This window comes from Gimesia maris (genome assembly GCF_008298035.1).
Classification (GTDB): domain Bacteria; phylum Planctomycetota; class Planctomycetia; order Planctomycetales; family Planctomycetaceae; genus Gimesia; species Gimesia maris.
Genome location: NZ_CP042910.1, coordinates 5333221 through 5345246 on the forward strand (window position 1 = coordinate 5333221; position 12026 = coordinate 5345246).

The 12026-nt window shown below is 50.3% G+C and carries 10 protein-coding genes and 1 tRNA gene; 5 read left to right on the forward strand and 6 right to left on the reverse strand.

Going from position 1 to position 12026, the window contains the following annotated elements; all coding sequences use genetic code 11:
- The first annotated feature begins 228 nt into the window (after positions 1–228).
- Positions 229–1686: a DUF1501 domain-containing protein gene (locus GmarT_RS19655; RefSeq protein ID WP_002646782.1), complete on the forward strand. Its 1458-nt coding sequence runs from the start codon at positions 229–231 to the stop codon at positions 1684–1686.
- Between the two features lie 199 nt (positions 1687–1885).
- A complete protein-coding gene (locus GmarT_RS19660; RefSeq protein WP_002646781.1) occupies positions 1886–3877 on the forward strand; it encodes a hypothetical protein in 1992 nt (663 codons plus the stop codon).
- Between the two features lie 4 nt (positions 3878–3881).
- On the opposite strand, the gene GmarT_RS19665 is transcribed toward GmarT_RS19660, so the two are convergent.
- Both GmarT_RS19665 and GmarT_RS19670 read right to left on the reverse strand, forming a co-directional pair.
- Positions 3882–5225 carry a CehA/McbA family metallohydrolase domain-containing protein gene (locus GmarT_RS19665; RefSeq protein ID WP_002646780.1) on the reverse strand — a complete coding sequence of 448 codons (1344 nt, stop codon included), beginning with the start codon at positions 5223–5225 and terminating at the stop codon, positions 3882–3884.
- Positions 5226–5271: 46 nt separating this feature from the next.
- Entirely contained in the window at positions 5272–7095 is a 1824-nt protein-coding gene (locus tag GmarT_RS19670; protein WP_157158953.1) for an ArnT family glycosyltransferase, read from the reverse strand.
- 427 nt (positions 7096–7522) lie between these two features.
- On the opposite strand from GmarT_RS19670, the gene GmarT_RS19675 reads away from it, so the two are divergent.
- The 3 genes from GmarT_RS19675 (at position 7523) to GmarT_RS19685 (ending at position 8443) form a co-directional block, all read left to right on the forward strand.
- On the forward strand, positions 7523–7789 hold the full coding sequence (locus tag GmarT_RS19675) for a BON domain-containing protein (protein WP_002646778.1): 267 nt from the start codon (positions 7523–7525) through the stop codon (positions 7787–7789).
- A gap of 263 nt (positions 7790–8052) precedes the next feature.
- Positions 8053–8301 (forward strand): hypothetical protein, encoded by a 249-nt coding sequence (locus GmarT_RS19680; RefSeq protein WP_002646777.1) that lies wholly within the window; start codon positions 8053–8055, stop codon positions 8299–8301.
- A gap of 55 nt (positions 8302–8356) precedes the next feature.
- Positions 8357–8443 (forward strand) — tRNA-Ser (locus tag GmarT_RS19685).
- A gap of 445 nt (positions 8444–8888) precedes the next feature.
- Here the strand turns inward: GmarT_RS19685 and GmarT_RS19690 are convergent.
- The 4 genes from GmarT_RS19690 to GmarT_RS19705 form a co-directional block, all read right to left on the reverse strand.
- Complete coding sequence (locus GmarT_RS19690) at positions 8889–9497, reverse strand: helix-turn-helix domain-containing protein (protein WP_149303148.1); 609 nt, start codon at positions 9495–9497, stop codon at positions 8889–8891.
- A 73-nt stretch (positions 9498–9570) separates the two neighbouring features.
- On the reverse strand, positions 9571–9837 hold the full coding sequence (locus GmarT_RS19695) for a hypothetical protein (RefSeq protein WP_002646775.1): 267 nt from the start codon (positions 9835–9837) through the stop codon (positions 9571–9573).
- 220 nt (positions 9838–10057) lie between these two features.
- Complete coding sequence (locus GmarT_RS19700; protein ID WP_002646773.1) at positions 10058–10702, reverse strand: endonuclease/exonuclease/phosphatase family protein; 645 nt, start codon at positions 10700–10702, stop codon at positions 10058–10060.
- A 165-nt stretch (positions 10703–10867) separates the two neighbouring features.
- On the reverse strand, positions 10868–11974 hold the full coding sequence (locus GmarT_RS19705; RefSeq protein WP_002646772.1) for a DUF4268 domain-containing protein: 1107 nt from the start codon (positions 11972–11974) through the stop codon (positions 10868–10870).
- Positions 11975–12026 lie beyond the last annotated feature (52 nt).

The window sequence follows — 12026 nt, forward strand, 5'->3', positions numbered from 1 at the left end:
CATCTATAAATTCCAGCCCCTCTGACCGAGTTTCGATATTCTTCCTCTCATCATTCCGTTTAAAAGCGTCAGAATCAGACTCATCTGGTCTATTTGTCGTTATTTTCTCCGAGTCACAGAGAATCGTATTGAACGCATCAAGACTTGACGATATATTTAATAACATTAATAATATAAAAAACGATATCGCTCAGAATCCGAAATTAACTACTGGAACTGGAATCGGAAATGAAGTTCGGTCCCCATTCGCGTACTCATACACAACATGCTTTCACCGCGTTTAACCCGCTGGTCCCTGAAGGTTTAGTACTTCAGAGTCGCCGTAACATGTTGAAAGCCTCTCTCGCGGGCCTGGCTGGTCTGTCTGTACCCGGTCTCTTAAAAGCCTCCGATCAGCTCCAGTTGGCTGGAAAGTCTTCACTGCCGAAGAAAAGTATTATTCTCCTCTGGATGACAGGGGGCCCCAGCCATATTGATACCTGGGATCCCAAACCGGATCGTCCCATTCAGAACCGCGGTCCGTTTGGAGTGACACAGACATCAGTCCCCGGTATCACGATTACAGACATGCTCCCCAAACAGGCAGCGATGATGGATCGCTTCACGCTGATTCGCTCTGTCGATCCCAAAATGAGCAGCCATCAACCCAATCAGGTCATGCAGACTGCCAATCTGCTCGCGACTCCCCGTACCAATCGTAAAGGTGACCGCTACCCGGCCATGGCATCGATTGTGGCCAAGCATCACGGTTCCAATCATCCCGGCATGCCTCCCTATGTCTCATTCATGAAACACGATTCCCATATCGCCTGGGGTGGTTACCTGGGAAAACAATACGACCCGTTCATCGCCAATGATGCCGCCGACCTGCCCGTCTATGACATGTTGGGGAATGATACCGGAAAAACCAGTGGCGGAAAAATGTTTCAGTTTGCGCCGGGACTCTCCTTTGATCGCATGAAAAACCGCCGTGACCTGATGCTGCAGTTCGATCAGATGCGAAGCGGCATTGACCAGGCCGGTTCCATGCAGGCCATCGACAGTTACAGTCGTCGCGCCTATGACATGGTGCTCGGACAGCGCGTGCAGGATGCCTTCGATCTCAATCAGGAATCTCCCGAAACCCGGGACCGCTACGGAAAACACCTCTGGTGTCAGCAGGCACTGCTGGCAAGAAGGCTGGTGGAAGCAGGCAGTTCCTTCGTCACCCTGGATTTGAGTTACCATACCGCATCCGGTACCTGGGACAACCACGGTGACAATATTCCGCCCTACGGCGGAATTAAAAATGGGCTCGGTCCCCTGCTCCCCCTGTTTGACCATCTGTTGACAACCCTGGTTTCGGATCTGGAAGAACGTTCCATTCTGGATGATACACTCGTCATCGCCATGGGAGAATTCGGTCGTTCCCCCAATTCGGGTACGCAAGGCAGTACAGACGGTCGCGATCACTGGCCGGTGGTCATGTCAATGTGCCTGGCCGGCGGTGGTATGAATCACGGACAGGTCATTGGAGCCAGCGAACATGACGGCAGTGAGATCAAACATCGCCCCGTCCGACCGGGAGATCTGGCAGCGACCATCTATCGATATATGGGTGTCCCCCTTGATACACACTATATCGATGATAAAGGTCGCCCTATTTTTGCTGTGGAAAATGGTGAGCCGATTCACGAACTCTTCTGATCGCAGAATTTTCACCAGCGCATCTGCTCTATAAAAATATCGAAAACCATCCTGAAACGCGGCGATTCCCCGTTTGATTTTCCGGGAGCATGAGATAATCTGCATGCTGAGACCGTCGCCTGATGCGCCGTGGCTCTTAATTTCGCATATACCTTGATATCAAACCAGCCTGCGCTCTTTCAGAAACTATTCCAGTTCCATGACCAGTTCCGCCGCCTCGCTTTCAGACGATTCTCTCAATTCCTCTTCGCAGGATGCCCGCCTGCGCTGGACCGTGTATCTGCTACTGATCACAGTCGCCTGTGGACAGAGCCTGGCAGCCATCATGAACAGCGCACCGCTGCAGAGCGCCAACGACCGCTCTCGCTGGTGCACGGTCTGGTCGCTGGTGGAAGAAGGCACCTATCAGATCGATACCATTAACGAACGCCCGGGCTGGTCGAGCATTGACAAAGTCAGACACGAAGATCACTTCTATTCATCCAAGCCTCCGTTATTCCCGACCATGGTTGCGGGAATTTACTGGTTCATCAAAACCACAACGGGATTGAACCTGGACCGGAATCTGCACGATGTGGCCCACCTGATCCTGATCGCTGTCAATTTAATCCCCATGCTGATGGCATTGCTGCTGATCTGTAAAATAGTAGAACGTTACGCCACGAAACTCTTCACACGCTATTTTGTCGTCATCGCAGCCTGCTTCGCCACGTTACTGACACCGTTTCTGTTAACTTTGAATAATCATTCCATCGCTGCAACCAGTGCGATATTCACACTCTATCCCCTGATGCGGATTCTAATCGACGGCGAACAGCGCAAACGCTATTTTCTGCTGGCCGGTTTCTTCGCCATGTTGACCTGCTGCAATGAACTGCCGGCAGCCTTGTTTGGCCTGATAGTCTTTGGCCTGTTATTCCGCGCCAATCCCCGGCTGACCTTACTCGTCTTTTCACCTGCCGCCCTGGTTCCCCTGGCTGGCTTCTTCATCACCAATTACGCGGCGACCGGAGGCTGGAAACCGTTTTACATGTACTATGGAACCGAAAAGTATCTGTACGAACACAAAGGGGTCCCCAGCTACTGGAACAATCCCCAGGACCTCGACCGCAATCTCGATTCCCCCCTGGTCTACTTTTTCCACTGCACTCTCGGTCATCATGGCATTTTCTCACTGTCGCCCATCTATTTCCTGACACTCTTCGCCTGGTTGAGAATCAGTAAATACAAAACACATCTGCTGCGTCCCCTGTTGTGGACCAGCCTGCTCGTAAGCGTGATTGTGTTTGGTTTCTACCTGTCACGCACGGGGAACTATAATTACGGCGGTAACAGTGCCGCGCTCCGCTGGATGCTCTGGCTGACCCCGTTCTGGCTCATCAGCATGATTCCCCTGCTTGATGAATTCGCTGAGAAACGCTGGCTGAAAGGACTGGGAATTCTCTGCCTGCTCGGATCCGTTTTCTCGGCACACCATCCTCTGCACAACCCCTGGCGGGCTCCCTGGATTTATACCATGTTCGAACAGGCTGGCTGGATAAATTATAAACAACCCCCGCCTGCCCTGCCGCGTCCGATGACAACCTGGCTGGCTTCCTTTCCGAAACCCACGCCGGAAGCCCCGGAGCCCTTTGTCGAATTTTCCGGACCTGCCACTGATGGTCGCCTGGTCAAACTGCGAATCAGCCTGCTACCATCGTCTGACGATTCGTTACGTGTGATTCAAGTGACTCATTCCCTCGGCAGTGAGACACGCGATACCAGGCAATACACAATTAATATCGCAGACTTCAACGCAGGAAAATGGCCACAGGAATTCCTGCGCTGGCCGAATCAGGAAGTCAGTCAGGCCGATAAATATGCAGCCTTCCGCTTCTTCTACGGCATGCCACGTCCCCGGAAGTACAATCCTGGCAGACCACGGCATCTCTTTACCCCACTCCGTGAAAATGCCTTTGAATGCCAGTTGGCAGCTTCGCAGGTCTCCGTCACAATTGCTGCGAAAACGGCAGCAGAGCAGACGCTTCGGTACCGTAAAGATCTCTGGCTCTGTGACCAGATTCCATTTGGTATCGCAAAACTGGAAACGTCAGTCTATGACTCCGAATCCAGTCTGCTTCTCAGCCGACAGACACTGGTTGTGACTGACTGCAGCAGCCAGACCAGAACCGCATCGGCTGAGAATCCTTAAAACCTTACTCTTTCGGAGCAGCTGGCCCCGCGACAGGTTGAACCCATGCGCGTTCCACTTCACCAGTTTCCGACGGGTTCGGATGCAGTTTGGAAGAACGGACGACAGCTCTGACGTAAATTTCTTTTCCCGTCAGCTCATAACTCGCGGAAGTTCCTTTAACGGATTTCAGTGTGTCGCCGATTTTCTTACTGTAGCGTTGAGTTGTATTGATTTCCTGCCCCCGTTTATCCAGAACAGGCATACCCCGACGGGGGTACCCTTCCAGCGTACCGATGAAATCAGTGGTGTAGCTCACCCCTTCTTCCGGATCGATTTCAATCTGAATTCCCTGGTCTGAATAAGTCACCGATTTCAGTCTGACCCCCGAGGAAGCATAAAAACGACCGGCTTCCAGCGCTTCAACCAGCGCTTCGGGCTCCAGTTTTTCCGACAGAATCACGACCCAGCCCCGACCTGGTTCGCTGGCGCGGCTCGGAATTTTATGGTAATTATGACTGTCATCCGTTCCCAGGCCGTACATGATTGGCAGCTTCAGTTCCGCCAGCCGCTTCGTCAGAATAATATCCCAGATCTGCTCGGTACTGGCATGCGCTTCATCACCCGAATCATTCACGCCGGGATGTCCGTTATACACTTCGAAGAAATTCTCACCAACCACTTTCATCAGGTCTTCTGCAGTGACTCCGTAATGGAAGTTCGGATGATTTAAATGGATCATCATTTTCTGCCCGGTCCGCTCCCGCTGCGACAGTAAAGCATTGGTATTGTTCTGCATCACCTCATACACGCTCTTACCGCCCAGGGGAGTCAGCAGTGAATGCACGTTGGTCGCATTCATATGCACGGGATAATTTTTGAAGCGATCTGTAACTTCTTCACTTTGAATCAGTAGATATTTTCCCGGCTCTCCCAGTTTGTCCGAGACTTCTTCGAAGGTGCGTAAGCGAACTTCAATTTGTCCCTCCTTGTTTTTTCGCTCTTCCACCCAGTCAGGAAATCGCTTCTTCAACTCTTCGTAGGCATGCAGTTTACCTTTGTTTTTTTCAGGTACTGTCCAGCGTTCTGAATTGGACAGCACGTTATGATCGGTAAACGACAGAAAATCATATCCATGCGACTTATACCAGTCCGCAATCATTTCCAGGTAATCATCGCCGTCACTCCAGAGTGAATGGGTATGCAAATTCCCCTTGTACCACTTCTGAGTTGCTGTTTCTTTCAACTCAATCGTTTCTGCAGCACCTGCCAGCGAGCCGGACAGACAGACACAGACAAGAAACAGCAGGCAGACTGCCGGAAGACGAAGGGAATGCCCGCAGGCAGAACTGTTCTGGAAACGATTCATGTTGATAACTCCAAAGTAAAGATCACTCTTTTAAAGATATTTAACATCAAAACCCCTGGGGAGCATTAGTAATCAGATCGGCCTGCAGTTCATGCTGCTTATAGACATCCGGTGCCGCTACCGGCTTCAAAACAAAACCGGCATTCACCAGATTTCGTAACGATACGGGTGAAGCCCCCCAGCGAACTATCACCTGTTTCCCCGCATCCGGTTTTTCCTCGTCCGGTTTTTCTGCTGCGATCGCCGTACCTGTTTCCGCCGGTATAGCCAGATCCTGAGGGATCACCGCCCCTTGAATCTGTTTGTAGTCGATGTCTCCCCAGAGATAGAAAATCAGAAAAGTCAGTTCCAGCGGAGGTTCACTTTTACTGACCAGCAGACAGTGATCTACATTCTGAGTCAGTCTCAGTTGATGTTCAAATTGCAGCAACCGCTCACCAGCCGGGTTTGGTTTGGGAACGGAATACACTCCATAGATCACATGCAGTGCGGACAGAGAGATGACCATCGCAATTTCCACAAGCCGATGCCCCTGCTCTTTTTTGAACCGATGGCTGTACCAGAGCACCATCACCAGTGACAAGCCCAGCGTAATCAACTGTCGCAGGAAATGAGTTGAGATTTGGGGACTGAGCGTATCCGTATGCGAAGCACTGATAAAAATGACAGCCAGGACCCCCACAGTAAACACTGCCAGGACCGTCGGGTAACTGACGCGACGCAGTGCGATCTGTTGAAATTCCCAGGCAACAATCGCCAGCATCGGGATAATGAAAAACAGCTTCCACATCGCACGCGTGCTGGTATTCATTTCAGGCAGAAATTGCACGCCCCACCAGAACAAGGCACCACTTAAAACCCACATCACAACCAGCCTGAGCCAGGCAATCTCCTGCATGTTCCCCTGGGGATTAATGACCCGCTTCAGTCCATGGAACAGTCCGAATACGGCGAACCCCAGCAGAAAACCCATCGAAGAAATGAGATCACGTACAAAGTACGAAGGATAAAACTCCGTTTTCCAGTACAGGCTGATATTCGGCTGGCCCGGACCGGCAAACCACTTTCCCCAGAATCCTTCAATCTGGGACGACGCCATCAGTTCCCACCAGCCACCAACGGCAAATCCGGTAAAGGCCAGAATAAAAAAAGATTTCCAGATTCGGACGGCTTGCTTGAAAACGGGGGCCTTCTTCTGCTCACTCCCGGAACGGCTTTTGGGCAATTCCGCCGGATTCAGGATGTAGAGCCCCAGCATCACCAGTACCGCCAGCGCCAACGCGCCACCCGAAAGCAGACACAGCCCCAGAGAAATACCGCCACACAACAGTTTGTAGGAAACAATACCCGACTCGGAACGGAGATGCGTGATGAATCCCCAGATGGTGAGCAGAGCAAACAGAATCGGAAACGCGGGTGCTTCAATCAACTGCACCTGTTTCAGTACCACCGGATGAAATGACAGCAGAAAGCAGAATACCAAAGCATAACGGGGATTACAGACTTTCCTGGTCAGACGATATGCTACGTAGAGCATGAGTGCGGTGGAAAAATAAGAGAATAGAACCAGGGAGGAAGACCAGTGACCAATCACAGACAGCAGCCCTGTAAACATCCAGCGTATCAGGGGGGGCTGTGAGATCAGCGCATTCGTACTGTCCCCAATCAGTTCCGCTTTCCCCAGGCACTGCAGCCCAAACCAGGCAGAAAGTTCATCGATCCGATAAGAGTGAAAGGCCAGCAGGCCTGGTCCCAGAGCCAGTAACACGACCAGAGGCGACATCACAGACGCACGCCGCATCACCGGAAACAGATCATGAGCAGGTTCCACTGATCGCTGCAACAGTTCCTGATCACTGATAATTACCAAGATGTTTCCTTCCATGCATCCAGAACAGCAGATTGACTGTCGCCCACTGTCACGATGCAAGATGACTCAAATACGATTTCTATTGAAACAGCCCGTATTGTATCGCTCGTGAAAACTCAGGAACACTCTGCTTACAGGAAAAAACCTCGAACGGCACTCACTTGGCAGGGTTTAACCTCAGTCTCCACAACAGGTTTCACCAGTCACAAGCACCGCTCATGACAGTTATTCTAATTGTAATCCCTGAACTCAACCAGAACTACGGAACCGGTCGAATCATCACATTTTTTCTGTTTTGACTCAAGACGGAGTGTCGAACAAACCAACATGCGCACATGCAGTCATTGTGTCATTTTTTAATCTCAGGATGAGAAATAGGTATAAGGATAGAATGAATTTTTAAGATCCTTCGAGTATTGGCTTCAATATGTCACCACACATCACTATAGATCGCGCTCATCAACTGAGTGAACTCATCAAACAGGCGATTTCCACATCTGTACTGGTCGCCAACCAGAATGTTCAATATCAGATTGAACAGGAACAGGTCGTTCTCACTGGCATCGTCAACAGTTATTACGCAAAACAGTTGGCCCAGGAATCAGTCAGCCGCATTCAGGGAGTCAGACAGGTTCATAATCGACTGACGGTTACGCCGGGTCAGATGGACCAGCCAACACTCAGTACAAACTGAAGTGACGCAAAAACGTAAATGATAACGCTTTAAGTCTTCATGCCTGCTTCGACATGTTTTTATGTATAGTTTTCGGCAAAAAACATGACAATACATCAGGTTGCGCAGGCTGACCGTTGTCAAATCCGTGCGAATCTTGTTAGAATCCCCGTTCCCTGGATTTTCGAAGGGGGGAAGTAGTCATTGTACGCACTGAGGATTCGGGGTGAACCCCCGTCGCAATAAAACCGTCATTCATACAAACTAAGGGACACTGGAAGACAATGTCTTTACGAAGATCTCAACTGGAACGTCAGTTACAAAACGCAGAAACCGCGATTGCCGATTACAGCAAGGTCCTGGATGAACAGAACCTGACTCCACAGCAGCGGAAAAAGCATCCCAAGTGGAAACAGGTCAATGCACAGCGGCTTCAGATCCTGAATCGACTGAAGTCCCTCAAAGTCATTGAAGACCGCGAAGAAGCCATCAAACAGGGACTGGCCGCTTCCACCGAGTCTTCCGAAGACTAGAACATAGTCTTCAAGCAGAGATTATGGCTCCCCTATTTTTAGAGGGAGCCACCCCGGAGAGGTGGCAGAGTGGCCGATTGTGCAGCACTGGAAATGCTGTGTCTCGGAAACGGGACCGGGGGTTCGAATCCCCCTCTCTCCGCTTATTTTTGTACAAGACCGCTTTTGACCCTTTTTTTGTAGGACCAAACGATCAACTGGAATTGAAGATTCTGATTTTGTGCTAGATTTGTGTTGATTAGAAATCCGTTTGATTGTGATTACAATATTAAAAGGTTCAAAGTGCCGCTGTACAAAATGGCCTGATTCATCAGGCCGCAACTAATGACCGGCCGGGGATTCTGAGTAATACAGAGCTCCGGCCTTCTTCTTTATTAGAACGCCATTTTGAAATCACCGTATCGATCATTTTTCCTGGTTGGATGACTAAACAAAGGCCGGTTCACCCCTCCACTACAGCTTGAGACTACCGACTCGAAATACGATTCGAGTCGCCTGAGATCTCCCCAGATAAAGCGAACAGCTAAAAAAAACGGCCGACTACCATTCCTGGTAGCCGACCGATCGATGTGGCTTCTGTTCATAAACTACAGTGTCTTCCTCCGACTTCGACCATCGGGAACGGGCAATCCTTTTTGCTGGTGCCAGAATTTAACGGCTGCGGTAATAACGTTTCGGTCAACCCCCAACTGTCGGGCAATTTCACCGTATGTCTTTTTCTTGTGAAACAATTCCATCACATTATCAGCTATATTCTGATGGAAGAGGGGCTTTTGATGTGCGGTATCCAACTGCCATCGCCGCTGGCGTCCGTCTGGTTTTTCCAATCCCAGTAATTCAAAAGCTTCGTGCAACAGTAATATTACACGAGATCTTCCTACATTAAGCGCCTCTGCGATGTTCTTGATCGGTTCACCGTTATCATACATATCATTTGCGATCTTTCTCTGATTTTCTGTTGCATCCGGCTGAATGAAATCTATTGATATCAGCTTCGCATGCTCAGAGGCATTTTGAGTTGGAGAACCATTAACCACCTCACCAGATACACCATGTGCTGTGAGTGTAAACGTTCCACGCAATGCCTTTCTTTTCCTCAAGGGAATATCAAACTCCTCTAAAATAATCTCTCCTCCAATCAGGTTACGCAATGACTGATTTGCGGTAGGAGAAGACACCTGTAGGTCTTCGTGCATGCTTGAAAGCTGCTCCCGTAGTGACCTGCCCCCGAGAATGACACCAGTCACAAGACTTAGTGTTCTGTTGTTTTCATGTCTGGCCTGTTCGGCCGTTTCCAGAGTTGCAAACAGTTCTGGGGTCAGAAACACTGTCCCCGCGGCATTTTTTGATCGCGTATTTCAAATGAGTCGAACGCAGCCATTTCCGCAAACGTTGAATCGATTCTGAGGTCCAGGCCTGATGAGCGGTGGGATCGTCAGCATAGAGTTTCAGCAGTTTTGTATCTCCCGGGTCCTTCTCATCAGCCCAGAACTGCAAAGCCGCGATAATGAGGAGTAGATCCTTTCGAGTGAGCATGGGGTCCTTTCAATCAGAAAAGTGATCTCTGAGAACAAAATCAGCCTGTTGAAGACATTTTTGCTGGTCATCAGCGGGTTGATTATACGGAAAGTGGAAGTCGCTGAGGGCTATACCAGAGGACTCACCTTATATGCCGCGTTTTCTGACTGGATTTAGATAATTAAATGTCGGATAACAAAAGATGCTGCACTGAAAAGTTATCATCAGTGAGAACCAGTCAAATCGTTTGAATCTCTGCACAGATCCCGTAGTGATCAGAAAGATTCATGCCCTCCACCGTTTTTTTGGCAAGCACTTCGAGATTCTTTACCTGCTGATCAGGTGTGGTTACGAGATGGTCAATAAGCTGATCACCGTCCGGCCCCAGTGGCCCGGCCGTATGCAACTCCAGACCCAACGACAGCACTTCCTTTAATTTTTCATAGGCATATTTCGGCTGCCGTGCTTTGGGGATCCACTGATTGAAATCCCCCGTGACGATTAAAGGATCCTGGCTCATCAATTCGCTCAACAGTTCCTTGAGCGCATCCAGATAAAGCAAATGGTCCTCCCAGATATTACGATCCTTACGTCCGCCTGAAACATGTGCGGCACTCCAGGGGATACAGACACCCACAAACCGGACTCCACCAGTCACGCCGCTCACAATTCGACCGGAGGGAAAACCCAGGTCGTCATGAATGGAAACATCATTCCAAGGCAGAGAACTCCATAGCAATACTTTGCGTCGACCTTTTATGAGTGGATAACCAAAATCAGGATCCGATTCAATCAGATGGCCTCTATCCGGTAACAACCCCGCCTGGGCTTCTGTCAGACAGATCACATCCGGAGAGCGACCTTGAATCAATTCCCGCAGCAATGTCCCTCACTCATTGTGAGACACCGCCCATTCTGTTTTCCAGATCACACATCGCATGATTCACTTACCTGTTAACTCTTTTTAACTTAGTGGCGGGTCTTTCAGGTCGACCTGATTGATAAGTTTCATTGCTCGCATACCTGGTACTCAGAGCCCTGGGTGTTTCTAGCCCCCTGCTTTGAGTTGCGCGATAAAGGGGCTGAAAGTCTTCTCCAGACGAATCATCGCATCGACCATTTTTTCGATAATTGCTTGCCACTCCGATTCATCGTCCCGATAACCTCCCGGAAACTCTATCACAATTCGGCTGGCTTTCGAACCATCGAGCCGTCGCCATTCCAGGGGGCCACCAAAGACGGCTTCAATCTGATCTTTATGGGAATATAGCGTATCAAAGATCTTTTTATTTTCCGCCTTACACCCCGCGCCACGATCGATATACAGATCGACGATCGAAGTATGCTGTGTGACCTTGTATGTATAGGCCAGCCCCCGTACGCCGGAGCCCGTTCCGATCCAGTGGTATTCTGAAGGTGAGATATTCGAATGCAGATCCGTTTGTGTATTGGCATATTCCAGCAGTTTTGACCAGAACCTTTTGCGGATTGAATATCGTTCCGCCCGGTCCTTCCGCTCCCGGCGTTCCTTCTCCCGGACTTGCACTGTATAGGCGGACGCCTCGGGCAGGGGGACGATCTGCTGCACATCGATCAGAATCTTTTCGCCATCCTGGTACGGCTTCATCCGCATGCAGCGAATATCCAGATCCCGCTCATTCAGCCAGAGGACGGCGGTCGTCAGTTCCCTGGAAAACTCGGCCGAGGCCAGAATGATTCTCACGTCCTGGGCAAAGCGGTCCTCGTCCGGCTCACTCCAGTCGAGATGTTCCAGCAGCGCCTCGCGTGCATCGGTTGTACTGCTAATTTTATTCAGGTAACCGGAGAACACTTCCACGGCCCGGTCAAATGTCATCGCCGAGACCATCGCCGCATAACGGATCGCCTGCAGTTCCATATGTCCGCCATCGTCGGTCCGCTTGAGTTCGATGACCACCAGGTTGGCATCCTTATCCACGCCCAAAAGATCGATCCGCCGACTCCCTTCGGTCCACTCCCCGAACTCCTCGGCAATCACCAGCGTGTCCGGCGAAATCACCTCCACCTGCATCCGCAACAGCCGCTGCAGATCATTCCGCTCCTTCACCCCCGCTTTGGCGTAAGAGGTCTCTTTCAACTCCCGCAGGGAATCCGCCGTGATTTCATAAATGGCCATGGTGTTTCCTCAGTGCAACTCACGTAAAGTACAGAATAATAAGTTAAGTCAT

Excerpts from the sequence above, each read along its gene's own strand:
- GmarT_RS19655 (WP_002646782.1), top strand. The coding sequence starts at position 229 with ATGAAGTTCGGTCCCCATTCGCGTACTCATACACAACATGCTTTCACC.
- GmarT_RS19660 (WP_002646781.1), top strand. The coding sequence starts at position 1,886 with ATGACCAGTTCCGCCGCCTCGCTTTCAGACGATTCTCTCAATTCCTCT.
- GmarT_RS19665 (WP_002646780.1), bottom strand. The coding sequence starts at position 5,225 with ATGAATCGTTTCCAGAACAGTTCTGCCTGCGGGCATTCCCTTCGTCTT.
- GmarT_RS19675 (WP_002646778.1), top strand. The coding sequence starts at position 7,523 with ATGTCACCACACATCACTATAGATCGCGCTCATCAACTGAGTGAACTC.
- GmarT_RS19680 (WP_002646777.1), top strand. The coding sequence starts at position 8,053 with ATGTCTTTACGAAGATCTCAACTGGAACGTCAGTTACAAAACGCAGAA.
- GmarT_RS19690 (WP_149303148.1), bottom strand. The coding sequence starts at position 9,497 with ATGCACGAAGACCTACAGGTGTCTTCTCCTACCGCAAATCAGTCATTG.
- GmarT_RS19695 (WP_002646775.1), bottom strand. The coding sequence starts at position 9,837 with ATGCTCACTCGAAAGGATCTACTCCTCATTATCGCGGCTTTGCAGTTC.
- GmarT_RS19705 (WP_002646772.1), bottom strand. The coding sequence starts at position 11,974 with ATGGCCATTTATGAAATCACGGCGGATTCCCTGCGGGAGTTGAAAGAG.